This window comes from Actinomyces sp. S6-Spd3, assembly GCF_000758755.1.
Lineage (GTDB): Bacteria > Actinomycetota > Actinomycetes > Actinomycetales > Actinomycetaceae > Pauljensenia.
This window is the reverse complement of sequence record NZ_JRMV01000196.1, coordinates 121,692-145,164: the sequence shown is the minus strand read 5'-3', so window position 1 is coordinate 145,164 and position 23,473 is coordinate 121,692. Positions and strand designations below refer to the sequence as shown.

At 59.1% G+C, this 23,473-nt stretch carries 20 protein-coding genes; 9 read left to right on the top strand and 11 right to left on the bottom strand.

Annotation, left to right across the window (positions count from 1 at the left end):
* Positions 1 to 895: carbohydrate ABC transporter permease (locus HMPREF1627_RS01705; RefSeq protein ID WP_034500561.1), on the top strand; the 895-nt coding region annotated here is incomplete at its 5' end.
* Entirely contained in the window at positions 895 to 1,755 is an 861-nt protein-coding gene (locus HMPREF1627_RS01700; RefSeq protein WP_034500515.1) for a carbohydrate ABC transporter permease, read from the top strand. The genes HMPREF1627_RS01705 and HMPREF1627_RS01700, both read left to right, overlap by 1 nt.
* A gap of 28 nt (positions 1,756 to 1,783) precedes the next feature.
* On the opposite strand, the gene HMPREF1627_RS01695 is transcribed toward HMPREF1627_RS01700, so the two are convergent.
* Positions 1,784 to 2,611 (bottom strand): A/G-specific adenine glycosylase, encoded by an 828-nt coding sequence (locus HMPREF1627_RS01695; RefSeq protein ID WP_199805862.1) that lies wholly within the window; start codon positions 2,609 to 2,611, stop codon positions 1,784 to 1,786.
* A 150-nt stretch (positions 2,612 to 2,761) separates the two neighbouring features.
* Between HMPREF1627_RS01695 and dcd the strand changes: the two genes are divergently transcribed.
* From dcd to HMPREF1627_RS01680, 3 genes are all read left to right on the top strand, one after another.
* Entirely contained in the window at positions 2,762 to 3,343 is a 582-nt protein-coding gene (dcd, locus tag HMPREF1627_RS01690) for a dCTP deaminase (protein ID WP_034500512.1), read from the top strand.
* A gap of 2 nt (positions 3,344 to 3,345) precedes the next feature.
* A complete protein-coding gene (locus HMPREF1627_RS01685; RefSeq protein ID WP_234305196.1) occupies positions 3,346 to 4,626 on the top strand; it encodes a hypothetical protein in 1,281 nt (426 codons plus the stop codon).
* Between the two features lie 88 nt (positions 4,627 to 4,714).
* Positions 4,715 to 6,517 carry an Ig-like domain-containing protein gene (locus HMPREF1627_RS01680; protein WP_034500510.1) on the top strand — a complete coding sequence of 601 codons (1,803 nt, stop codon included), beginning with the start codon at positions 4,715 to 4,717 and terminating at the stop codon, positions 6,515 to 6,517.
* Positions 6,518 to 6,746: 229 nt separating this feature from the next.
* Here the strand turns inward: HMPREF1627_RS01680 and HMPREF1627_RS01675 are convergent, their stop codons facing one another.
* The 5 genes from HMPREF1627_RS01675 to HMPREF1627_RS01655 all read right to left on the bottom strand — a co-directional run bounded on the left by HMPREF1627_RS01675 (position 6,747) and on the right by HMPREF1627_RS01655 (position 10,183).
* Entirely contained in the window at positions 6,747 to 7,004 is a 258-nt protein-coding gene (locus HMPREF1627_RS01675; protein WP_034500508.1) for a DUF3073 domain-containing protein, read from the bottom strand.
* A gap of 142 nt (positions 7,005 to 7,146) precedes the next feature.
* A complete protein-coding gene (locus HMPREF1627_RS01670) occupies positions 7,147 to 7,479 on the bottom strand; it encodes a DUF3618 domain-containing protein (RefSeq protein WP_034500507.1) in 333 nt (110 codons plus the stop codon).
* Positions 7,469 to 7,903, bottom strand: coding sequence for a phage holin family protein (locus HMPREF1627_RS01665; RefSeq protein ID WP_034500506.1), 435 nt, complete (start codon positions 7,901 to 7,903; stop codon positions 7,469 to 7,471). Before HMPREF1627_RS01665 ends, HMPREF1627_RS01670 begins: the two co-directional genes overlap by 11 nt.
* A gap of 93 nt (positions 7,904 to 7,996) precedes the next feature.
* Positions 7,997 to 9,376, bottom strand: coding sequence for a hypothetical protein (locus tag HMPREF1627_RS01660; RefSeq protein ID WP_034500505.1), 1,380 nt, complete (start codon positions 9,374 to 9,376; stop codon positions 7,997 to 7,999).
* 60 nt (positions 9,377 to 9,436) lie between these two features.
* Positions 9,437 to 10,183: a TetR/AcrR family transcriptional regulator gene (locus HMPREF1627_RS01655; protein ID WP_034500503.1), complete on the bottom strand. Its 747-nt coding sequence runs from the start codon at positions 10,181 to 10,183 to the stop codon at positions 9,437 to 9,439.
* A 58-nt stretch (positions 10,184 to 10,241) separates the two neighbouring features.
* Between HMPREF1627_RS01655 and HMPREF1627_RS01650 the strand changes: the two genes are divergently transcribed.
* Both HMPREF1627_RS01650 and HMPREF1627_RS01645 read left to right on the top strand, forming a co-directional pair.
* Positions 10,242 to 14,852 (top strand): acyl-CoA dehydratase activase-related protein, encoded by a 4,611-nt coding sequence (locus tag HMPREF1627_RS01650; RefSeq protein WP_034500501.1) that lies wholly within the window; start codon positions 10,242 to 10,244, stop codon positions 14,850 to 14,852.
* Between the two features lie 134 nt (positions 14,853 to 14,986).
* On the top strand, positions 14,987 to 15,973 hold the full coding sequence (locus HMPREF1627_RS01645; protein ID WP_034500500.1) for an MsnO8 family LLM class oxidoreductase: 987 nt from the start codon (positions 14,987 to 14,989) through the stop codon (positions 15,971 to 15,973).
* A gap of 93 nt (positions 15,974 to 16,066) precedes the next feature.
* Here HMPREF1627_RS01645 and HMPREF1627_RS01640 read toward each other — a convergent pair whose 3' ends face one another.
* Positions 16,067 to 16,663: a superoxide dismutase gene (locus tag HMPREF1627_RS01640; RefSeq protein ID WP_034500498.1), complete on the bottom strand. Its 597-nt coding sequence runs from the start codon at positions 16,661 to 16,663 to the stop codon at positions 16,067 to 16,069.
* A 126-nt stretch (positions 16,664 to 16,789) separates the two neighbouring features.
* On the bottom strand, positions 16,790 to 17,755 hold the full coding sequence (locus HMPREF1627_RS01635) for a DUF808 domain-containing protein (RefSeq protein ID WP_034500497.1): 966 nt from the start codon (positions 17,753 to 17,755) through the stop codon (positions 16,790 to 16,792).
* 146 nt (positions 17,756 to 17,901) lie between these two features.
* On the opposite strand from HMPREF1627_RS01635, the gene HMPREF1627_RS01630 reads away from it, so the two are divergent.
* On the top strand, positions 17,902 to 19,479 hold the full coding sequence (locus HMPREF1627_RS01630; protein ID WP_034500496.1) for a DUF7059 domain-containing protein: 1,578 nt from the start codon (positions 17,902 to 17,904) through the stop codon (positions 19,477 to 19,479).
* A gap of 5 nt (positions 19,480 to 19,484) precedes the next feature.
* The gene (gene cls, locus HMPREF1627_RS01625) at positions 19,485 to 21,005 is read left to right on the top strand and encodes a cardiolipin synthase (protein ID WP_034500495.1); all 1,521 of its coding nucleotides are present in this window, start codon (positions 19,485 to 19,487) and stop codon (positions 21,003 to 21,005) included.
* Between the two features lie 11 nt (positions 21,006 to 21,016).
* Here the strand turns inward: cls and HMPREF1627_RS01620 are convergent, their stop codons facing one another.
* From HMPREF1627_RS01620 to HMPREF1627_RS01610, 3 genes are all read right to left on the bottom strand, one after another.
* Complete coding sequence (locus tag HMPREF1627_RS01620) at positions 21,017 to 21,283, bottom strand: Txe/YoeB family addiction module toxin (RefSeq protein ID WP_034500493.1); 267 nt, start codon at positions 21,281 to 21,283, stop codon at positions 21,017 to 21,019.
* Between the two features lie 2 nt (positions 21,284 to 21,285).
* Positions 21,286 to 21,549, bottom strand: coding sequence for a type II toxin-antitoxin system Phd/YefM family antitoxin (locus HMPREF1627_RS01615; RefSeq protein ID WP_034500492.1), 264 nt, complete (start codon positions 21,547 to 21,549; stop codon positions 21,286 to 21,288).
* Positions 21,550 to 21,687: 138 nt separating this feature from the next.
* A complete protein-coding gene (locus tag HMPREF1627_RS01610) occupies positions 21,688 to 23,394 on the bottom strand; it encodes an ATP-binding cassette domain-containing protein (RefSeq protein WP_034500490.1) in 1,707 nt (568 codons plus the stop codon).
* Between the last annotated feature and the right edge of the window lie 79 nt (positions 23,395 to 23,473).

Below are 23,473 nucleotides of genomic sequence, written 5' to 3'. Positions count from 1 at the left end.
CGGGCGACGCGAGACGCTACTTGCTCGCGCCGCCCGCCAAACGGGCCGAATGGGTCTTCTGTTTCCAGCAGTTGCCCTTATGGCGGTGTTCCTCGTAGGTCCCATTGCATATTCGGTGTATGGGTCTTTGACCAATGCCGCCCTCTCGGGCTACAAAGCAGCAAATCCTGAATTTGTCGGCCTCGAGAACTACGCGGATCTGCTGTCCAGTGGAGCATTCTGGAAAGCGGTCCTGCTGACGATCATCTTCGTTGTCGCCTCGGCGGTGATCGGCCAAAATATCTTGGGACTAGCCCTTGCCATGCTCATGAGCAAAGCCCCCAAGATTCTCTCCACCCTGGTTGGCGGCGTCGTTGTCATCGCGTGGGTCATGCCGGAGATCGTCGCAGCCTTCGCGCTCTACGCCTTCTTCTCCACCGACGGAACGCTAAATACGCTGCTGAGCTACATCGGCCTCGGCGGAACAACCTGGCTGTTGACCTTCCCCATGTTCTCCGTGATCATGGCGAATATCTGGCGCGGAACAGCTTTCTCGATGATGGTCTACTCCGCTGCGCTGGCCGAAGTTCCGCCTGAGATTCAAGAAGCCGCGAAGGTTGACGGCGCACGGGGCTGGCAGCGATTCTGCTTCGTGACCCTGCCGATGATCAAGGGCTCTATCTCGACAAACCTCCTGTTGACGACCCTTCAGACCCTGGGCGTCTTCACCCTTCTCTGGGTTATGACAGGCGGTGGCCCGGGCACTCAATCCACGACCCTCCCGGTCATGGCTTACCAAGAAGCCTTTAAGAACTCTCTGATTGGCTACGGAACGGCTATCGCGACCGTGACCATTGTTCTGGGTGCACTCTTTGCGCTGGTCTACATTCGCGCTCTCAAGCCGGAGGTGGACTGATGGCTACCCAGCGCAAAGAAATCCCCTCCGTCGCGAACCCGCGAGAAAAGACCGTCCGTCTGATTTCAAGCACCATCCTTGCCCTGATCGGCATCTCCTTTGTCGTTCCACTGGCATGGGTTCTCTTCGCATCTTTCAATCCGACCGCCACGGTGTCCTTAAGCATCCCCGAGCACTTCACGACCTCGAATTACTCGGATATTGCGACATTTGATCGCACATGGCTGCCGCTGTGGAACTCTGCGATTCTCTCCTTCGGCACGGCAATTTTGACCGTGTTCGTTGGCGCACTCGCGGCCTATCCGCTTTCTCGCTACAAGAGTCGTTTCGCGCGCGGATTCATGTACACGATTCTTTTTGGGACCTGCCTTCCCATCACGGCGCTCATGGTTCCTGTGTATTCGCTCTTCGTCAGCATGGATTTGATCGATTCAATCCCGGGGATTATTTGCTTCATGACCGCAACCTCCCTGCCAATGGCAGTGTGGATGCTCAAAAACTTCATGGACTCCGTCCCCGTATCTCTCGAAGAAGCCGCCTGGGTCGACGGCGCCAGCGCGCTCAAGGCACTGCGCACCATCGTCCTACCGCTGATGAAGCCAGGCCTCTTGGTGGTCTTCATCTTCATCTTCACCGCGACCTGGGGGAACTTCTTCGTCCCCTTCATCCTCACGACTGACCCGGACATTCAGCCCGCAGCCGTTGCCATCTACCAATTCTTTGGGACGCACGGCGCGGTCGTCTACGGAAAACTGGCCGCATTCGCAGTGATCTACTCCAGCCCGGCGTTGATCCTCTACGCGATCATGCAAAAGGTCTCGGGAGGAAGCTTCGCCTTGGCTGGAGCCGTGAAGGGATAGGCCTCCCCTCCAAGGCCTCCCTTCTTCCTCACTCCCGAGGAAGTGTGATGCGCCTGGTTGTCGAATCTTCGGCAACCAGGCCATCGCTGATCAGTGCCTCAATGACCCGAGGTGCCTGCTCGGGATCCGCACCTTCCAAGCGTGCCGCAGCCACCGCCTCGTCAATGGAAAGTCCATCGGGAGAAATGCGTAGCGCCGCCATTACCCGCCCACGCGCTTGCCGGTCCGTTCCCTTCCACCTTTGCCCACGAGGCCGCACTTCGGCGGGCGGGAAACCCGCGTTTGCCCAAGCGCAGTCCTCGCGCAGTGGACAATCCTGGCACTTGGGGGAGCGCTGCGTGCACACGAGCGCCCCAAACTCCATGATCGCCACATTCCAACGAGCGCAATCCGCACCATTTTCGGGCAACCAATCAAGCGCGGCTGCGAACTCGGCGCGAGAAGGTGCACTGCGCCGAGCGAACTCCACCCCGTCACGTACTCGCGCAAAAACTCGGCGAATATTCGTATCCAAGACGGGAATCTGCTCGTGGAATTGGAAGGAAGCAAGAGCACTCGCGGTATAGGGACCGATCCCGGGCAAAGCCAACAAGGCCTCGTAGCTATCGGGAACGGACCCACCGAAGTCGCGCACAATAACCTGCGCACACTCGCGAAGCCGCAGTGCCCGCGAGGGATAACCCAGGTGTGCCCACTCGACCAAAGCCTCGGCAGGGGAAGCGGCAGCGAAATCCGCAGGAGTCGGCCACAGCCTCATCCACCGCTCCCAAATTGGCTGCACGCGCGGGATCGGGGTTTGCTGGCTCATCACCTCAAAGACCAAGGTTCCCCACGGTGAGACGTCGCTCGCGCGCATGGGGAGCTCGCGGCGATGGAGCTCGTACCACGCGAGGATCGGGGCGCGAAGCATCTCGTAATTTGGGGTTGGCACAAGAGGTAGCTTAGCCGTCAGCCAACGCGCCCGCCGAGGCACAATAGGCAGCCGAAACTGTGCGAGAATGGCACCATGCTGCTCAGTGATCGCGATATTTCGGCAAGCCTCGATAGCGGACGAATCCAACTGGATCCGCTGGACCGCTCTCTGATTCAACCCGCAAGTATTGACGTGCGCTTGGATCGGCTTTTTCGGCTTTTTGACAACCATCGCTACTCGGTGATCGACCCCGCGGCCGACCAGTCTGACCTCACCCACAGTGTCGATGTGGGGCCGGATGATCCCTTCGTTCTTCACCCCGGCGAATTCGTGCTGGGCGCGACCTACGAATTGGTCACCCTGGGCGACGATATTGCGGCGCGCTTGGAAGGTAAGTCTTCGCTTGGACGCCTTGGCCTTCTCACCCACTCGACCGCTGGCTTCATTGACCCCGGTTTCTCGGGCCACGTGACCTTGGAGCTGTCGAATACTGCGACCATGCCGATCCTTCTCTACCCGGGAATGAAGATCGGTCAGCTGTGCTTCTTCGACCTGTCTTCTCCCGCCGAGCACCCCTACGGAAGTGAGGGTCTCGGCTCGCACTACCAGGGACAGCGCGGCCCCACGCCCTCGCGCACCCACCTGCGCTTCACTCGTACCCGTATCGAGCGCTAATCGTGGGACAGGAAGCTTCATTGCCGCCTCGTCGCCGGTCATTTCGCGAACGAATGGATGCGGTCCCCGCTGGGGAAGCGCATGATTCCGCGCGTGGCGGTGGAGAATCCGCGCTGAGTCAGACTGCTTCGCATCCTTTGACGCAGACCTCGATGACTTCAGTGGGAGGGCTGCGTGCTTTTGATACCGCCCTGCGAGTGAACGACACCGGCGAGATCCGCATCGATGATCACGTGGCACGCGTATCTATGGGCGCTTCGGCGGGCGAGCGGGAGATTTTGCCGCTGCCTCTTGAGCTTGCTCAGGATCACCACCTTTTCTGCGTGGGTGCTTCCGTCGAGGACGATGAGCTTGAGGCGCTTGCCGTTTCCGCTTGGGACGAGGCCCATTGGGTGGCTCCCGGACGCCTGCACCTGCGCGGGGGAGTGGAATTGTCCGGCCCCTGGTCTCTCCCCGTCAATGTCCGAGGCGAACTTGGCTTGGGTGCGGATCTGACCAGCGCGTGGGTTTTGGAGTGTGAGCCGATGCGAGGCGCGCGTGTTCCCGAGGAATTGCGCGGCAGTGATCGCTGGGCTGAGGCTTTCCCCGAGGGACTGCCCTTCGGTACTGAGTACCAGGTTTTGCTTGTGCTGGAGCGGATGGCTCGTCGCCTTGCGGGTGCGCTGCGCATCGCGGGCAGTGGCCGCATTATTCAACCCGATCCGGATTCCGCGGTGTCCTTGGCGATCTATACTCCGCGCTGGCTGGGTCCTGCTCAGCTTGCCAAGGCCTTGTCCGCTGCCTTCCCCGAGGTCATCGATTCGCGTGAGCTCATTGGCCAGGATGCGCCTCCTCAGACGCGTCGAGAAGCCGCAGCAGAGAGGGAGCTTCGTTCGGTGGCCCCCGAACTTAGTGATGAATTGCGCGAGGCGCTGGCTCGTGACCGTGAGCGTGCGGAGGCCGCGGAGCAGGTAGTTGATGGATATGCGCTGCTGGCTCCCATTGCCAATCAGTCGATGATGATGATCGAGGCGCACCAGGTTGAGCGTGCTCCTCACGTACTGCGATGGGAACAGTGGGCGCAGGGGGCAGTTATTGAGTATCGACTGCGGTGGCTCCCGAAGGGGCAGGTTCAGATTCCTGAGGTGATCGTCACACGCAGTGAGCGCTTGGAACGGATGCGATCGATCCGCGATATTGAATCCGCCGCAACTATTATCCATGCGATTACAGGCGGAGCCGTGGTTGATGAGGATGATTTCTTAGTATCACTTGATGATAGTATTAGTGCTGATCACAGCTAGTTCGTCTGAAAAAAACCTATGAAATTCGTGCTCAGGTGCTGTATTCTTTAAGAGTATTTATTCACTCGTGAATTATGGAGTTTTGACTGTGTCAAACCTACGCACGAAACGCGCTGTGTCAGCGCTTGCAGCACTGACATTAGCGGTTGGTGGAATCGGGGCTGTTGAGGTTCTTTCCGATCACGCCCCCGCCGCGGTTGCAGCAAGCTGCCCCGCGCCCACAACCAATATCACGTCCAACATGACGATCAGTGATCCTGAGCTGACCGATCAAAACGGCACCCCGAAGACAAGTTTCACTGTCGCAGCGACCGTTGGTTTCAAGGTGAAGTGGTCGACCAGCTCGAAGGTTCACGCGGGCGAGTACTTCCAGTACAAGGTTTCGACTCAGTCAGCTAAGCCGATCATGCCCTTCAACTTCGACGTGAAGTCGTCGACGGGCACAGTCATTGGCTGTGGCACCTGGGATCAGGATGGTAACGTCAAGGTCGTCTTCAATGATGCGGCCGAAGGCGCAGCCTCTTGGGACGGTTGGGTGATCACCACCGCACAGCTGACCCTGTCCAAAAATGAGGTTGGTAAGAAGCAGCCTTTCAAGCTGACCGAGACGAAGTCGGTTGACGTCGACATTCAACCGGGCATCGGCGTTGGTGTGGACTTCCGCAAGGACGGCTGGCTCTTCAACGTGTACAACAGGAACCGCACGCTTGCGTGGCGTATCACGGTTCCCGGTGGCGACACCGGTCTGAAAAATGTCAGCGTTGTTGACAACTCCGAAGACACGAAGTGGGACTTCAACTGCGATGACCTTGAACCGCTGTTGAAGAACAACGAAGCCAATCTCAAGCTCGTCGACTCGGTCGCTAACGGCTACGACGGGCCAGATGTGTCCGGCGGAGCAATTCGTCAGAACGCGACCATCAGCTGCTCGGCGAACAAGCTGGAAATCAAGCTTCCCGAGGTTCCCGCAAATAAGTTCGCGATCATTGTTCTGTACGGTCACACCCCCGAGGTTGTTTCCGGCCACTACTGGAACACCGCGACTATCACTGCGAATGACATGGAAACCCGCATGGTCTCTGCTCAGGACGTCGTCCTGGGTGCAGATGCAGGTGCAGCGGCACGTCAGGTCTTCTCCATTGCGAAGAAGGTCGATGATTCTGCCGCAGCGCTGACCGAGAACCCGGACTTCACTTTCGAGGTCACCCTGAAGGGCCCCGGTGTTGACAGGACTGAAACGGTCACTGTTAAGAAGGGACAGACCTACACCTACCCGGACAAGCTGCCTATCGGAACGAAGGTCAGCATCAAGGAAAAGAACCTTCCCGATGCAAGTGTTCTGTGGGATAACGCGACCTCCGGTGTCTTTGACCAGTCCGAGGGCGTGACCTTGGGTGCAGACAAGAAGACTGCAACCCTGACGATTAATCCTGAAAAGGATTACACCGCAACGGTGACGAACGTGACCAAGCCGAAGCCGACGCCTTCGCCGACTCCGTCCACCACGACACCGACGCCTTCGCCGACACCTTCGACAACGACGCCTGCACCGACTCCGTCGACGACTACTCCGGTTCCGACCCCGAGCACCACCACTCCGGTTCCGACCCCGTCTACGACTACCCCGACTCCTGCAGTGAGCACGACGCCCACACCTTCGCCGTCCACTTCGACGACGCCGAGCCCCTCAACGTCGACCACTGCCTCGGTGCCTCCGGCACCCTCAGAGTCGAATCCTCCCGCGGTTCCGCCGAGCACTCCCGATAAGCCGAAGAATCCCAAGTCTCCTCTGGCAAAGACCGGCGCAGACAGTGGAATCCTCCTGGGAGCTGGCCTAGCCGCTCTCCTTGCCGGTGGTGCGGCAGTCGCATCGCGTCGCAGGATGGGCTGACCATCTAGCGAGCTGATGCTCTAAAGCACTGGTCCCGGTGGCGAGAATTCGCCACCGGGACTGTGTTTTATCCGGGTAAAGAGTGTGCTGATGCTCCTTCAAGCCTTTAGAGGCTTATAAGCGCAAGACTTGGCTCCTCCTACCTATGCCACATAGAAGAAAGCCGTCAGAAGGGTATAGCAAACCCGTCTGACGGCGTTTCCGTATGTCTTAAAGCGGAAGAGCTCGGCTACTTTCGCGATTGCGAAGAAGGGGACGTCCAGTAATCTTCGTCATCCCAATGATCATCATCTGCAGACTGGTCATCTTCGGCGTAATCCGCGTAGCGCGCGTACAGATCATCTTCGTCTGTCTGCTGCTCTTCGCTATGCGCCTCGTGCCCGGCTGCAAGCTCCCTTTGGAGTGCATCCAGGTCGGTGTCAGGGCTGAAATACTTCAGCTTTCGTGCGACTTTCGTCTGCTTGGCCTTTTGACGGCCGCGCCCCATGGCGTCGACCCCCTCTACGTCGGTCGGGTCCGCACAAGCGGTGCCCTAGGTGTTCAAAATGTTTCGTGGGAACATCATACCTAAAAACGATGCCCGATCCCCACCTGAAGTGCTAGGTGGAGCCAAAATTACGCGCTCAGCGCTAGAAGTTCGCGCGAGACCTCTTGATGCGCGAAACGACTCGCCACGCGACAAGACCGACAATTGCAGCCGTGGAGCAGGCAACAATTCCCAGAGTCTTGAGAGCTTCAGGATCGCCTTCGCGAGCTTGCTCGGTGATCAAACGGGCGCGGATTTTAAGCTCTTCGACCTTGAGGCGAGCCTTATTCTTGGCCTGCTCGATCTGGTAGGAAGGCTGAAGCTGGCCAACAAGCTGATCGACGGTCTGCGTCAGCTCTTCGCGGGTTGCCCGCAGCTGCGCCTCGATTTCTGCGGCGCTGGGGGCGGGAATCTGTGCCTGCTGATCATTGCTCATCTTTGTGAGCTCCCTTCTTCAAGGCATCCATGCTTTCCTTCAAGCCATCTTGAGGATGGGGAACATGTGCGCGCGACTTCTTGAGCTTTGAAATTCCAACAAACGCAAGGACCAAGACGAAGAAGAAAATTCCGCCACATACGATCAAGGATGCTGCCCATGCGGGAAGAACTAAGGCCAGAGCCAGCTCAATGCTGTGGAAGATCCAGCCCAGACCGTAGAGCGCAAGAACGCCAGCAACGGCCAATGCGCCGATTCCTGCCTTTGTGTAGTTCAGGAACGTCATTGCCTGAGTCTTTGCCAGTGCAATTTCTCCGCGAATCAACGAAGAGATCTGCCCCGTCATGCGGCCAAAAAGCTCGCCAATGCTGGGAGGCTGAGACCCGGAGGGAGCCTGCCCAAATGAGGGATGGTCGTTGCTCATACCTGCATCGCTTCCTATGAAGATGGGCACCGAAGTGCAGTCACCCTCTCATTTTGACACGAATTAGCCGCGAGTAGGACTCAAAGTCGCGAGTTAGTCACCCTCAGCCGTTGAATCCTCGTTATCGGGGATGACCGATCCGGGTAGCTCGCCCAAAATCTTTTGCGCATGCTCAATCAGCGCCCGCTCTTGCGGGCTTGTCTCCGCGGCAGTGGGCAGGTCCTCGTTGAGCTGTTCCTTGAGCTCATCGCCCAGTGAGGCGCGTGCCTGCTCGATGCGATGGAAGCGGCGTGCTTGCTCGATTGCAGCTAACGCGATCTCCGCAGTCTCCGGGTTTTCTTCCCACTGCGAGGGAAGGGGAGTGGGCAAGGGGGAGTCCGCTGTTCGTATGACCCGCGTGGTCAGCGGGTGCCAATTCGGCGTCACCGTGGCCTGGTTGTTCATTACCGAGGTGGAAGCATCGTCTTCCCCGTCCTCCGCGGTGTCGGAAACGGAAGTTTCGTCACCTTCCGAGGCCGCGGGCGTGACATTGCTGGAAGAACTTTCCTCTGCACGTGCTTCGGAATCGTCGTCGGCTTCGTCTTCAGTGGGTGCCTCCGCCTCGTCGGCGAGGGCGTCTTCCTCCGAAGCGGGGACGGGCGAATCAGAAGTAACGGGCTCACCTGCTCGGGGAATGGGGCCGAGATAGGCACTGGGATTCTCGTTAATGGCATCGCAGGCCATGCGAATGAAGTGTGCATCAAGGCCAGCAGCGTCGGCGACGATCGTGCTATTGGCAACGATGAGCACACGCTGAGCCAAGGCCGCGGCCTCGGGGCTGTCGGTGAAGAAGACGACGCATGCGCCACTGGCGCGAAGAAGTTCGCACGCCTCGGAGAAGTCCTCAAAGGAGGGCGCATCTTCGGTCTGGATAGGGAAATCGCTAACGACAACCAAAACGGCACGGTAGATCAGTGCGCGGAGGACCTGGAACTTCAAGAGATCGGTGGCGCTGACATCGCGTGCGACTCGATCAAGATCAACGCCAAGCCGCGCGGCCCGCCGGCGGATTTCACCCGGATCGACGATCTCTCCCATTGCGGCGCAGGGAACAACAAGGTTCTGGGACAGCGTCAGGGAGGGAATCAAAACCTCGTCCGGGGAAATGAGAACGCTGCGGCTGCGCGCTGGCATCCACACCGAGCCCGCGTCGAGTGGGCGAAGCCCGGCCACAGCAAGGGCAATTGAGCGCCTACGCACTGCCTGTGGGTCAAAAACGGCGACCGTCGATCCGGTGCGCAACGCAAGATCCGTGTCTTCCAGGTAGTGCGCCTTGCTGACCGAGTCGATAACGCTGGCGCTGCGAGCGAAGTACATGACTCTTCCGCCGACACTGCCAGATGCCGTGCTCCTGCGTGTTCGCCACCAGCGACGCTTGGGTCGCGAGGCAACAAAGGCAGCGCGTTCTTCATCGGTGGGGGCGTGAGTTGTCATAGTGCAATTGTGCCAATAGCAGTGCTTAGTTGCGGCGTGCGCGCGCCGAAAAATGGCAGTTTACTGCGGAAGAAGAGAGACGAAGATTTCGTCAATGCGTTCTTGGATGAATGGGGTAAGGGTGGCGTGGATTCGTTGGCGCGGCATGCTTGCCAGGGGTTCCAAGGCGATGATGTAGCGCATTGTCACGACTCCGTAGAGCATCGATAAGAGGAGCTCAAGCATTTCCCCGAGGCGGCGCGCATCGGCGGGATCTGCGGCCAAGAAGTGGCTCACTTGCTCAAGGACATCGCTGCGCATGTAGGTGCGGAAACGCTGTGATGTTGAGGTGTCGGTGGTGAGAGCGCGCATGAGGGCGGTGAGCGTTTCTGAGGTCAGTTTGTGCTCATACAGATCGAGGACGTAATCCACGAGGCGTCGCGCCGCATCTTTGGGTCCTGGCATGAGGAGTGCGATGATTTCCGAGGCCGGATCGAGGGGGAGGTCCATGCAGGCGCGGAAGAGCTTTTGCTTGGTGTTGAAGTAGTAGGTGATCAAAGCGGGATCACAGCCCGCACTGCGGGCAACTGAGCGCATCGTCGTGTGGTCATAGCCCTGAGTAACGAACTCGCCGCGCGCCGCTTCGATAATGCGTTTTTTGATTTCTCCGCGGGAGGCTGATGGCCCTCGATGGATTTTAGAAAGAGGAGATGTTTCTTTATTCAATTCAGAAGTTTCAACATCTGATGAAACTTCTGAGGGCTCCTTCAGGGAATCCGAAGGCTCTTTTCGCTGTTTTTCTGCCTTTGTCGCCCGTGATTGAGTCATGCCTTCAGTCTAATTTCAACAGTTTGGAAATTAGAAATCTGCGTCATAGTTTCGCAGTATGGATACGCAGATCATTGAAGGCTCACGTCTACACGCCGAAAGCACGCCCGAACACCCGTGCCAGCTCGGTATTGATGTGGGCTCAACGACGGTCAAAGCCGTTGTCTTGGACGGCAACCGCATCCTCTTCTCCGACTATCGCCGCCACAACGCTGATGTTCGCGCCGAACTCGGACACCTCCTCGAAGACATCGAGGACATCTACCCGGGACTGGTCGTCCAAGCTGCGATCACCGGTTCGGGCGGCCTGACGACAGCCCGAGCAATGGGCATCCCCTTCGTTCAGGAAGTCATCGCCGGAACGGAATCCACCCAGCGGCTCCACCCAGAAGTCGACGTCGTCATCGAATTGGGCGGTGAAGACGCAAAACTCACCTACCTTCACCCCACACCCGAGCAGCGTATGAACGGAACCTGCGCGGGTGGAACCGGAGCATTCATCGACCAGATGGCCACACTGCTCCACACCGACGCCTCGGGACTGAACGCGCTGGCCGAAGCGCACACTCAGCTCTACCCGATCGCCTCGCGATGCGGTGTCTTTGCGAAATCGGATATCCAGCCACTGATCAACCAGGGCGCCGCGCACGAGGACCTCGCGGCCTCGATCTTCAGCGCGGTCGCAACCCAAACCATCGCAGGTCTGGCTTGCGGTCGCCCCATCCGCGGAAATGTCATGTTCCTTGGCGGCCCGCTGCACTTCCTCCCTCAACTCCGCGAGGCCTACAAAACCCTGCTCCCCAAGGCAGAGTCCTTCATCACCCCGGAAAACGCGCAACTTTACGTCGCTATCGGGGCTGCGCTCTTGGCCTCGAAAGAGGCAAAGAAACGAGGTGAAGAACAGGGAAGCCCGCTTGCTGACCTCATCGACCGCCTCGCCACCGCGCACGTCGAAGCGGAATCCGCGCGCATGCGCCCCCTCTTCGCAACCCCGGAAGAAAAAGAAGAATTCGTCCAGCGCCACGCGCAAGAAGTCATCCCCAAGGCCGACCTCTCGCAGGCCCACGGGCGCTGCTGGCTCGGAATTGATGCTGGTTCAACCACCATCAAAGCCGTCGTCATTGACGAAGATGACAGGATCGTCTTCACCCACTATGCCTCGAACGAAGGCGACCCCGTCGCTGCGGCCGTCAACATCGTCCGCCGCGTTCGCTCGGAACTGCCCGAAGGGACCGTGATTGGTCGATCCTGCGCAACCGGATACGGCGAAGGTCTGGTCACCGCGGCCCTGACCATGGACGAGGGCGAAATCGAAACAATGGCGCACTATCGCGCCGCGGAATTCATCCAGCCCGGTGTCACCTCGGTCATCGACATCGGCGGCCAAGACATGAAATACCTGCGGATCAAAGACCACGCAGTCGATTCAATTTCCGTCAACGAGGCCTGCTCCTCAGGTTGCGGGTCCTTCCTGCAAACCTTCGCGCAGACCATGGGAACCGACGTGCGAAACTTCGCGCAGATGGCAATGGAATCGAGCAGCCCCGTCGACTTGGGAACGCGCTGCACGGTCTTCATGAATTCATCGGTCAAGCAGGCGCAAAAAGAAGGCGCGGATGTGCGCGATATCAGCGCCGGTCTGTCCTACTCGGTCGTGCGTAATGCCCTGTACAAGGTCATCAAGCTCAAGGACCCCTCGGATCTGGGCGAACGCGTCGTTGTCCAGGGTGGAACCTTCCTCAACGACTCGGTTCTTCGCGCATTCGAGCTGCTCACCGGCCGCGAGGTTGTTCGCCCCGATATCGCCGGACTCATGGGCGCTTACGGTGCGGCGCTTACGGCCCGCATGCACGATAGTGGCGAAGGTGAGTCGACGCTCGCGCGCGTGGAAGACCTCGAAGACTTCCAAGTCGAGACCACACGCAAGACCTGCCGCCTGTGCCAAAACCACTGCCAGATGACGATCTCGACCTTCTCCAACGGAGAAAGGCATGTATCGGGGAACCGTTGTGAACGCGGGGCAAGTCTCGAAAAGGTTCCACGCAAGTCGGACCTCCCCAACCTCTATGACTGGAAGTACAAGAGGATCTTCGGGTACCGACGCCTCACCGAAGCCAAGGCATTCCGCGGTGACATTGGTATTCCGCGAGTTCTGGGCATGTACGAGAACTACCCCTTCTGGTTCACGATGCTCACCGAGCTCGGTTTCCGCGTCATGATCTCCGGGCGAAGCAACCACGAGCTATTCGAACAGGGAATGGAATCGATCCCTTCCGAAAACGTGTGCTACCCGGCCAAGCTTGTCCACGGACACATTGAATCCCTGCTGGACAAGGGAATCACAACGATTTGGTACCCCTGCGTTGATTTCGAGCAAAAGCTCACCGACGCGGATAACAACTTCAACTGCCCGGTCGTTGCAACCTACCCCGAAGTCATCCGCAACAATATGGAACGCCTGAATGAGCCGGGCGTGAAGTTCATCAGCCCCTTCATCAACTTCGGCAATCGCGACTACCTGCCCGCTCACCTCGTGCGTACCTTCGCGCAGTATGGCTACGACATCAGCGTCGAAGAAATGACCCGCGCGCTGGACAAGGCGTGGGAAGAAGACGCAGCGGTCAAGGCTGAAATTAAGGAAAAGGGTCGTGAAGCGCTCGAGTGGATGCGTGAACACGGAGTGCGTGGAATTGTCTTGGCGGGCCGTCCCTACCACCTCGATCCTGAAATCAACCACGGTATCCCCGAGGTCATCATTGGCCTGGGAATGGCCGTCCTCACCGAGGACTCCATCATCGACCAGCGCTTGGAGCGCCCCCTTCGCGTGCGCGACCAGTGGTCCTACCATTCGCGCCTGTACGAGGCCGCCGCTCGCGTGGGCGATGAGCCTGACCTTGAGATGGTCCAGCTCAACTCCTTCGGCTGCGGCGTTGACGCGATCACCGCCGACCAGGTCCAAGAAATCCTTGAGGGACGCGGCGACGTGCACACGGTCCTCAAGATCGACGAAGTATCGAACCTGGGTGCCGCGAAGATCCGCCTGCGTTCCCTGGAAGCGGCGGTTGCAGAGCGAGGAACCATGGCCTCGGGAACGATCGATACCGCGGTGCACGAGGACCCGGCTTCGGTTGCCGCGCGCGAAGAATCCGAGCAGGTCAAGGCCGGACACATTGAAGCGCGGGCCGTCTTCACCGAGGAAATGCGCGATGCGGGATACGAAATTCTTGCCCCGCAGATGTCGCCTATCCACTTCCGTTTCCTGGAGCCGCTCTTCAGGCGCGCGGGGCTCAATGTTCGAGTCCTTGAGCACACGAGCCGTCAGACCATGGAAACGGGCCTGAAGTACGTCAACAATGACTCCTGCTACCCCGCAATCGTCGTCATCGGTCAGCTCATTGACGAATTCGTGTCGGGGCGCGCGGATCCCGATAAGACCGCAGTCGGCATCACGCAGACGGGCGGAATGTGCCGCGCAACGAACTACGCTGCACTGCTGCGTAAGGGCCTGCGCGATGCGGGATATCCGCAGGTCCCGGTCATTGCGCTTTCCGTTCAGGGATTGGAAGACAACCCCGGTTTCAAGATTGGAATTCGCCATATCCACAAGGCGATTCAGTCCTTCGTCATCGGCGACGCGATCCAGTCCATGCTTCTTCGCGTGCGTCCCTACGAGGCCGTGCCCGGAAGCGCGATGGAGCTGTACCGTCGCTGGGATCAGATCGTGCGCGAGTGGGTCGTCAGTGATCGCTCTGAGACCTTGGGACGCGTCGGTCCGACGGGTCTGCTGACGGGGCGCCTGCGCTATTCGACACTGATCAAGCGCTGCGTTGCAGAGTTTGACGCCCTGGAATTGCGTGATATTCCGCGTAAACCTCGCGTTGGGCTGGTGGGAGAGATCCTCGTGAAGTTCCACCCCGATGCGAATAACCACGCGGTTGACGTCATCGAGGCTGAGGGCTGTGAGGCTGAGCTTCCCGGACTCATGCAGTTCTTCCACAATTCGGTTGCGACCGCGGAGTGGGATTATGAGAATCTGGGTATCGACGGCAAACAGCGCAAGATCTTGCCCATGGCTCTGTGGCTCCTCAAGAAGTATGAGGTTCCGGTCCATCGCGCTTTCGAAGAGACGAATGGGAAGTTCGAACCTCACCGCGACATCGAAGAGATGATCTCGCGCTCGGAGGACATCGCGCGCCTCGGTAACCAGGCAGGTGAAGGCTGGTACCTCACGGCTGAGATGGTCGACATGATCGAACACGGATGCCCGAACATCATCTGCGCGCAGCCATTCGCATGCCTGCCCAACCACATCGTTGGAAAGGGCATGTTCCGCGCACTGCGCAACCGCTACCCGCAAGCCAACATTGTCGCGGTCGACTACGACCCGGGCGCCTCGGAAGTCAATCAGCTCAACCGAATCAAGCTGATGCTGGCAACCGCTGTGCAACAGCACAATGCTGCCGAGCGCGATGGTCAAGACGACGGCGTGCTGCAGCTGGTCGGGATTGATTTCGATTCCGAAGACCTGGGCGGCGAGGTCGTCGCTGGTGCCTCCTGCGGAGGTTGCGGGTGCGGCTCCGGTGGTGGTTCCTCCGATGGTGAGGGACGCCGCGTGGTTGGCTTGGGAATGCCCGCAATTCCGCCGAGGCGAGGTGCCGCTTTCCGCTGAGGTGAGCGTTGAGGTGTTGGCTGGGCTGGCGCTTGTGCGGACAATCGCTCGGCCGGCGCGCTCTTCTCTAGGGGAATATCCTCAGGAATAACCGTGTTTAAGTAGCGGATATTTTGTGAAACGGAAGGGTAACAATGCGCCTCTCAGCCCTGGAACAGGTTCCGCTTTTTGACGGATCCACGCCGCATCAGGCACTGGAAGACATGGTGTCCTTGGCTCGCGGACTGGAAGAATTGGATTTCCATCGCTTCTGGATCGCAGAGCACCACAACACACCGGTCTTTATGTCCTCCGCTCCCGAGCTGGTGATGACCCACCTTTTGGACCGAACCTCGCGTATTCGCATTGGTTCGGGCGGCGTGATGGCCATGCATCAGGGCAGCTTGCAGATGGCAGAAAAGTTCTTCACTCTTGCCACCTTGTTCCCTGGACGCGTCGACATGGGATTGGGACGTGCCCCCGGCGGTGACATGATTTCCGCTCGCGCACTCAACCAGGGGACAACGATCGATCCGCAATCGATCAATGCCCTAATCGATGAAACTTTGGCCTTCATGCGAGGGACTTTGCCGGAGGGGCACCCCTACGCCTCAGTTGGTGTCTACCCGCGCCCCGAGGAGCTTCCCGAACTCTGGCTTCTGGGTTCTTCTGGGCAGAGTGCGGCGTGGGCGGGTACTCGAAACATGAACTATGCCTATGCGCAGTTCTTTAGCGGTCAGCAACAGCCAGAAGTCATGGACCACTACCGCGCACACCTGCCCGAAAATCTGGGTGAGGGCCAAGGACAGACCCTTTCCGCGCTCGCGGTGAGCGCTGCAGAAACTGAAGCGGAAGCCCTAGAACAGGCCCTTCCAGCATTGAGCTTCCGCATGTGTTTGCGACTGGGGCGCCCCGTGCGATTCCAACGACCCGAGCAGATGAGCGCCGAAGATCGGGAAGACGCACTGCGCTGGGCACAACGCGATCGCTCGATCATCATCGGTACCTACGACCAGGTCGCTCAGACGATTGCAAACTTCGCGCGGAATCACCGCGTTGATGAAGTCATGCTGATCAGCTACATCGCTGATGTTCAGCAAAAACTTGCTCAGTATCAAGAACTCCAGACGCGTCTTGGATAACGCCTGTTGTCGCTTCTGAATCTTGTCAGTGGAGAATGCCGTGGCCCCCGCCAAAAGGTGGGGGCCACAAGCTTTGAGGCTAATGAGCAGTGATCACAGGGCCGCTGCGAAACGCTGTGCGACGTTCTCCCAGTTCACAACGTTCCACCAGGCCTTGACGTAGTCGGCCTTGACGTTGAGGTAATCCAGGTAGAAAGCGTGCTCCCACATGTCCAGCATGAGCAGCGGAACGGTTGCAACGGGGATGTTGCCCTGCTGATCGGTCAGCTGGTAGGTCACGAGGCGCTTACCCAGGGTGTCCCATGCGAGGACGGCCCAGCCGGAGCCCTGCAGGCCAAGGGCCGCGGCAGCGAACTGTGCCTGGAACTTCTCGAAGGAGCCGAAGAATTCGTTGATGGCGTCGGCCAGATTGCCTTCGGGGCGAGAATCGCCGTCGCCGGTCATGTTCGTCCAGAAGATCGAGTGATTGGTGTGGCCACCCAGGTTGAAGGCCAGGTTCTTTTCCCACAGGTTGATTGCGGCAAAATCGCCAGCTTCGCGAGCTGCTTCCAGCTTCTCCAGTGCAGTGTTTGCGCCGGCCACGTAGTTGGCGTGGTGCTTGTCGTGGTGCAGCTCCATGATCTTTGCAGAGATGTGGGGCTCCAGTGCCGCGTAATCGTAGGGAAGTTCGGGAAGGGTGTAAACGCTCATCGGGCTCTCCTTACACTTAGGGGTTGATACCCCAAGACTAGTACTTAAGTCCCTATGTGTGAGTGCATAGGTGGGCGAGTTCACTCAGCGCTCAACGCACCACGCAAAAGGGGAGAGGGGAAAGGGTCAGTGGCCTCGGCCTCGGCGGAAAAGATGGGAAACCCCAACAACAACTCCGGTGATCAGCGAGCCGAGCACAATGCCAAACACTGCCGCACACGCGGTCTCAACAAGCCAGCCAAGGAAACCGCCGCCCGAAGCGAGCGTGTGCTCAATCGTCGACACGACGTTGTGGAAGAAGCCGACGCCCACCTTCGCAAGGTTCTCGATGACGAGGTGTCCGCCCACCCACAGCATCGCAATCGTTCCAACGACACCGATTGTGTTGAAAACCTTGGGCATCACGTGCACAATCCCACGGCCGATATTATCCCCGGGACCGGGGCGGTTATCGTCCGGATGCGTCGCGCCCTTGGCCAAGCGAAGCCCGAAATCATCCATGCGCACCAGGACAGCAACGATTCCGTAGACAAAGAAAGTCATGAAGAAAGCGACCGCGATCAAGACCGCGACCCGTATCGACATGGACTCGGCGTTCAGTCCGTCCATGGAGACCAGCATGATCTCCGAGGAAAGAATAAGGTCGGTGCGTGAGGCTGAAGAAACGATGCTTTTTTCGAGGTCTTCCGCGCTTTGAGGAGCCGTGTCTTCGGCTAAGTCTTCGTGTTCGGGGAGCCAGTGCAGGGCCTCGAGAACTTTCTCTCCCCCCTCAAAACACAGGTAAGCGCCGCCCGCAATGAGGAGGAAAGGCAAAACCTGCGGTGCAAACCAGGTCAGCAGCAGCGCGACCGGCAGAATAATAACCAGCTTGTTGATTAACGAGGCCTTGGCGATTTTCCCGATAATCGGCAGCTCGCGCTTGGGGGAAAGTCCGGAGACGTACTGCGGAGTGACGGCAGTGTCGTCGATGACGACGCCAACCGCTTTGGCCGATACCTTCACCGCGCTTGATGCAACGTCATCAATAGACGAAGCCGTTGCTTTTGCCAGAGTCGCAATATCGTCCAAAAGCGCTACCAGTCCGCCAGACATCCACTCATCCTTTTCCTTGGGGACACAGGCATTCTAATGGGCGAGTGGGAGGGCCTGCGCGGTGGGGGAGGACGTGGGAATATGTGCGTGAGAACTTGCATGAATAAGTCGACGCAGATGCAGGTCAGGCGTGAGAAAGTAATGCTATGACGGAATCATTGATTGACACTCTTCCCAGTCCGACGCCGGGATTGGAACCCGGATTGATCGCGCGCTTGGCAGCAGACCTGGGTAGCGCCGGGTGGAGCGTTGACGCGATGGAAACCATGATCAGCCCGACGGCGCGCGCTGCGCTCATGCGCAATCAAAGGGTTCCTGCCGTTCGCGAACTTCAGCGGACAGATTCCCCAGCTGCGGTGTTGACGCGATTCTTTGTCTTGGGCTGCGCGGAAAGTGGGGACGTCCTGGCACAAGCTCTGCCAACTCTTGGAGTGCGTGGCGCGGTCGACTTGGGATTGATTTTTCCCGCACTCGATGTAGATTCGCCCTCGGGTCAGCAACTTTTCAAAGCAAATTACGACCTGCGTCCTCACGCGGCGCAGCTTCAAGGCGGCCTCAAGAACTGGTGGATCCTATCGGACCTTGGTGAAGACGTGACGGGAGAACCCATTCGTCCAGATCATGTTCTGGGAATCGGTGGGGCAACGACCTCGCTCTTGAAGGCGACGCTTCGAACTCCTGTCGAATCCGCCTTGGACCTGGGGTGTGGATGCGGAATCCAGGCCTTGTATTTGGCCACACACGCTACTCGCGTTGTTGCAACAGACCTGTCGTCGCGGGCGTGTGAGATCACGCGCTTCAATGCTGCGCTTAACGGTGTCGAATTGGATGTTCGTCAAGGATCTCTATTTGAACCGGTCGAAGGCGAAGAATTCGATCTCATCGCCTCGAACCCGCCCTTTGTCATCACCCCAGATTCGCTTCGGACCTCGGGGGTTCTGGAATACCGCGATGGCGGAATGAGCCGCGATCATCTGGTGCGCACAGTGATCCGGGAAAGCCCGAACTACCTTAAGCCCGGCGGCGTTACGCAACTCCTTGCGAATTGGGAGATTCCCGGACGCTTGGGGCACCCTGACGACTGGGAAAATGTTGTGCGCTCGTGGGTCGAAGACCTTCCCGTTGACGCCTGGATTGTGCAGCGCGACAGGCTTGATCCCGCGCACTACGTTGAAATGTGGCTTCGTGACTCCGGTCAGCAATTGCATCAGCGCGAAGACTACGAACGCGAATATGCTCAGTGGCTTGATGACTTCGTTCAGGCAGGAGTCGTTGAAATTGGCATGGGCATGGTTGCCCTACGAAAGCTCGATACGCCGCGCCCGGGCGTGTGTGAATGCGATGAACTCGAAGGAGGAGAATCACCATCCGGCGAAGACGTTCAGCGCGCGCTCGCATCCTTGCGGCTTCCAGATGATCTCAGTGACCTTCACCTGTACTTTGCTTCGGATGTTACGGAAGAGCGGCATTTCCTGCCCGGAGCGCAAGATCCTTCTGCCTTGGTTCTTCACCAAGGGGGAGGTCTTGGACAATCGGTTGCCTCGACCACTGCTCTAAGTGCCTTGGTTGGTGCATCAGATGGTGAACTCAGCGTTGGCCAGATTTGCGGGGCTCTTGCAGCCCTACTGGAATGTGACCCCGCGCAGCTTCAGGATGAGCTCTTCCCGCAGGTGCGGACCTTAATTCGCTGGGGATTCCTTCGAGTTGAATCGGATCAGGAGTAACTGCGATGCCACTACCCGCGTCACTGAGCCATCAGCCGCCCCTGTGGGTGTGGTTCCTTGTCGGCACATTTGAATTAGTGATCCGACTGATTGCATTGGGCGTAGTCCCGAAGCGGAGGCGTGCATCTACGTCAACCGCGTGGCTTTTACTCATTTTCTTATGGCCAGTTGTTGGCGTTCCGCTCTATCTGATCTTCGGATCTTGGTGGGCAATGGGAAAGTCTCTGCGCTCTGATCCGAAGGCACACCAATTGGTGAAGGGCATTCTGGGCGCGGCTTCTCACAAAGCTCACAGTGGCGGAAACCCCGAAGGATCCGCAGAAATTGACGAAGGCAGCAGCGCTCTGCCTGAGCGAACGGCCTCGTTAATGCAGCTCAATAGGAAGCAGACTTCCTTCCCTGTTAGCAGCGGAGAAGTGGTTCAACTTCTCAATGACACCGACGAGACCTTCAAGGCAATGGCCCGTGAGGTTGATCGGGCGCAACACCACGTCAATGTCCTGTACTTCCAAACCTCATGGGATCAGTCCACTGATCCGCTCTACAAAGCCCTGGTTCGTGCCTGCGCTCGCGGAGTGAGCGTGCGTTTGCTGGTGGACCATCACGGGGTGCGAACAATTCCGGGCTGGCGCGACTTTTGCCGAGTCTTGGACGAATCCGGTATCCAATGGCACATCATGCTTCCCTTCAATCTATTCAAGGGGCAAATTCGACGGCCAGACCTGCGGAACCACCGTAAACTCCTTCTGATTGACGGTGAATTCGGTTTCATCGGTTCGCACAATATGGTGGCTGCGGACTATGACACTCCCGCCTATCAAAAAGCGGGGATTGAATACCACGACACGTCGGTTGAAGTGCGTGGCGAAATTGTTCGCCAGATGGAGGCAGTGTTCGCGGCGGACTGGTACTACGCCTCGGGCGAAGAGCTGACTGCCGACGATCTTAACCTTGACCAGGCAGATCCAACCCCGGGCAAACCAATGCAGATCATCCCCTCAGGGCCGGCTTACCCGACAGAGCCGAACCTGCGGATGTTCGTTTCGATGATCTCGCAGGCGCATACGCATGTATCTATCGCCAGCCCGTACTTCATTCCGGATGAACCACTCCTGACGGCATTGACAAGTGCGGCGATGTCGGGGGTTGACGTCCATCTCTATGTCTCCGAGCAATTCGATCAGTTCTTGGTGGGGCACGCGCAGCGCAGCTACTACGGTTTTCTCTTGAAAGCCGGGGTAAAGGTTCACCTCTACGCTCTGCCCAATATGCTGCACTCAAAGTACGTCGTGGTTGATGGGGAACTTGCAGCAATCGGATCATCCAACATGGATTACCGTTCCTTCGGCTTGAACTACGAAGTCATGCTGCTGGCCCAAGATTCGCATCTTGTTGATCTTCTCCTGGAAAACGAACAACGCATCATTGCGAGATCTCATTTGCTCACCATCGACGAGTGGGAAGCGCTTCCCTGGTACAAGCACTACATCGATAACATCTGCCGTCTGGGCAGTGCGCTGCTCTAGAACCTTGGGAGCTACTGGCCGTAGTGGTAGCGGCAGGAGATAATCCAGAGGGTTTTACCGTCGTCGCTGATCTGGTAGATCAGGCGGTGACGTGAGTCGATTCGACGTGACCAGTACCCCGAAAACTCGTAGCGGAGGGGTTCAGGTTTGCCAATGCCCTCGTTTCCGTTGTGCTGGATGTCTTTGATAAGTGCGTTGATGCGTTTGAGGGTCTTGCGGTCCTCGAACTGCCACCAGACATAGTCGTTCCAGGCTTCCTCGTCCCATGTGATGTGCATGGTCAGTTTTCGTCTAAGTCAACGAGGTCGTGGACGACACCCTCACCAGCGCGGTGGCGGGCGATCGATTCACGCAGGTGGCGGGCGTTCGCGGGGGACTGCATGAGGTAGACGGTTTCCATGAGGGACTCGTACTCGTCAAGCGCCATGATGACGGCGCTTTCGTGTCCCTGGCGGGTGATGATGATTTCCTCACGGTCGTTGACGACCTGATCGAGGACCTCGGCGTAGCGTGCGCGCGACTCGCTGTAGGTCATGGTCTTCATGGAGGCTCCTCACTTCGTCACGTATGTACAAAATATTGTACATATCCTGTTACTGTGTTCCCAGTCAGTGAGTGACGCGCGAGGGGACAGTGACTCCGTGCGATGTGGGACTGTTCGATGTGGGGGTCCTTGCTTCCCTCACGTCCCGCCGAGTTGATGGATTCTGCCCCACCAGCGGGTGATCAGCCACTCGTCGTGCGTTGAGATAACCAGGGTTCCCTCCCACTCGCGCATCGCCTCTTCGAGGGACTCCAGGGCGTTCAGGTCCAGGTAGTTCGTGGGCTCATCGATCACGAGGATCTGAGCGTCGGCCCGCGCCGCGAACGCCAGCTGTGCCCTGCGTTGGTTTCCTGCGGAGAGCTCACCGAGCGGCCGGTTCCACGCCGCTGGGGGGACGAATCCCTTCCCGGCCTCCCCGATGCCCAGGTACCACGCATTCTCGGGGATTAGGGGGTCGCCGGGCCGCGGGAGCACCTGGGGCACGAGGACGACCCCGGAGGTGGCGTCGATGCATCCTTGCGCCCCGCTGGGCGCCCCGCGTGCGATCCACTCCAGCAGGGTGGTCTTGCCCGACCCGTTGGGCCCCGCGACGAGGAGGTGCTCGCCGTAGCGCACCTCGAAGGAGGTCGGTGCAAGGCGTCCCTTGACCGACGCGCCGCGGACGGCCAGGGCGATGCCCATTGCGTGTGGGTGCGGTGATGTCCCGCCCGTGGTGGTCCTCATCGCGCGGGGGAAAGAGAACCCGCCCTGGTCATAGCGGGGCTTGGGGACTTCGTGTGCCGCGAGAACCGACAGCCTCCGGGAGTCGTCGTTGATGCGCCTCTTCGACACAGTTTGGGCGCGGTCTGCATAGTACTTCTGTGCCATCCGTATCTCGGTGCGGGGTTTGAAGCGCGCATGCCCCACCACCATCGAATCCCGCTGGTGAGATACGAGTCGGCGTTTCTCGGCCTGCTGTTCCGCATGGATCGCTGTGTGTCGCGAGCGTGCGGCGGCCTTGTTGCGCAGGTAGTCCGAGTAGGATCCTCCTACCCTGTACGCCCCGAAGTCCGCGGGCTCTCCCTTGGAGATTGCCAGCGCCCGCCACGGTGTCGGATCCAGGTCGAGCAGCGCCGTCGCCGTGCGCTCAATAAAGGCCCGGTCGTGGCTGGTCATGAGCACCGGCCCCTGCCAGTCGTCGATTGTGTGTGCTAGGTGCTCGCGCCCGTCAGTGTCCAGGTGGTTCGTCGGTTCGTCCAGGACGAGGGCCTCTGGTCGATCGACGAGGGTGAGGGCCAGGCGCAGGCGGGCACGCTGCCCTGGAGAGAGGGAGGAGAGGGGGCGGGAGCGGTCGAGGCCTCCTAGGTCGAGGGCCTCCAGGGTCTGTTCGAGGCGCGTGTCGATGGTCCACGCGTCCCGCGTGATCATCGCCGCTAGGACGCGGTCGTACTCCGCTTCGTCGCGCGGAGAGGGGTCCGTGGCGAGGTGCTCGGTGAGGAAGTCGAAGCGCGCCGCCAGCCCGCGGATGCCTGACGTGGCGGCATCGATGAGCTGTGCGACGGTGCGGGACTCCCTGTCTCCCGCGAGCGGAGGGCGGGACGCCAGAGGGACTCCCGGTGCTGACCGCGTAGCCGCGGGCCGATGAATTGGGGGAACTAGCTGGGTCGCGGAGAGTGTTGGACCGGCGATCGTTCCGGAGTCCGGCTGGAGTCGGCCCGCTGCGAGGGCCAGCAGCGTTGACTTGCCGATCCCGTTCGGGCCGACAACGGCGAGGCGGTCGGCGGGCCCACACGTGAAGGAGACGTTTGTGAGGACGGGCAGCGTGCCGTAGGAAAAGAAGACGTGGGAAAAGACAATCGTGGACATAATGCACCTAGGGGAGGAGGGGCAGGGAGGCATTATGTCAGGAGTCCATGGGGACATTATACCGGCAACGGCGCGCAGG

What these genes read in the sequence shown, in the direction of transcription:
- dcd (WP_034500512.1), top strand. Translation starts at nt 2,762, where the DNA reads ATGCTGCTCAGTGATCGCGATATTTCGGCAAGCCTCGATAGCGGACGA.
- HMPREF1627_RS01670 (WP_034500507.1), bottom strand. Translation starts at nt 7,479, where the DNA reads ATGAGCAATGATCAGCAGGCACAGATTCCCGCCCCCAGCGCCGCAGAA.
- HMPREF1627_RS01700 (WP_034500515.1), top strand. Translation starts at nt 895, where the DNA reads ATGGCTACCCAGCGCAAAGAAATCCCCTCCGTCGCGAACCCGCGAGAA.
- HMPREF1627_RS01615 (WP_034500492.1), bottom strand. Translation starts at nt 21,549, where the DNA reads ATGAAGACCATGACCTACAGCGAGTCGCGCGCACGCTACGCCGAGGTC.
- HMPREF1627_RS01665 (WP_034500506.1), bottom strand. Translation starts at nt 7,903, where the DNA reads ATGAGCAACGACCATCCCTCATTTGGGCAGGCTCCCTCCGGGTCTCAG.
- HMPREF1627_RS01675 (WP_034500508.1), bottom strand. Translation starts at nt 7,004, where the DNA reads ATGGGGCGCGGCCGTCAAAAGGCCAAGCAGACGAAAGTCGCACGAAAG.
- HMPREF1627_RS01655 (WP_034500503.1), bottom strand. Translation starts at nt 10,183, where the DNA reads ATGACTCAATCACGGGCGACAAAGGCAGAAAAACAGCGAAAAGAGCCT.
- HMPREF1627_RS01620 (WP_034500493.1), bottom strand. Translation starts at nt 21,283, where the DNA reads ATGCACATCACATGGGACGAGGAAGCCTGGAACGACTATGTCTGGTGG.
- HMPREF1627_RS01650 (WP_034500501.1), top strand. Translation starts at nt 10,242, where the DNA reads ATGGATACGCAGATCATTGAAGGCTCACGTCTACACGCCGAAAGCACG.
- HMPREF1627_RS01610 (WP_034500490.1), bottom strand. Translation starts at nt 23,394, where the DNA reads ATGTCCACGATTGTCTTTTCCCACGTCTTCTTTTCCTACGGCACGCTG.
- cls (WP_034500495.1), top strand. Translation starts at nt 19,485, where the DNA reads ATGCCACTACCCGCGTCACTGAGCCATCAGCCGCCCCTGTGGGTGTGG.
- HMPREF1627_RS01640 (WP_034500498.1), bottom strand. Translation starts at nt 16,663, where the DNA reads ATGAGCGTTTACACCCTTCCCGAACTTCCCTACGATTACGCGGCACTG.
- HMPREF1627_RS01660 (WP_034500505.1), bottom strand. Translation starts at nt 9,376, where the DNA reads ATGACAACTCACGCCCCCACCGATGAAGAACGCGCTGCCTTTGTTGCC.
- HMPREF1627_RS01630 (WP_034500496.1), top strand. Translation starts at nt 17,902, where the DNA reads ATGACGGAATCATTGATTGACACTCTTCCCAGTCCGACGCCGGGATTG.
- HMPREF1627_RS01645 (WP_034500500.1), top strand. Translation starts at nt 14,987, where the DNA reads ATGCGCCTCTCAGCCCTGGAACAGGTTCCGCTTTTTGACGGATCCACG.
- HMPREF1627_RS01695 (WP_199805862.1), bottom strand. Translation starts at nt 2,611, where the DNA reads ATGCGCGCGAGCGACGTCTCACCGTGGGGAACCTTGGTCTTTGAGGTG.
- HMPREF1627_RS01635 (WP_034500497.1), bottom strand. Translation starts at nt 17,755, where the DNA reads ATGTCTGGCGGACTGGTAGCGCTTTTGGACGATATTGCGACTCTGGCA.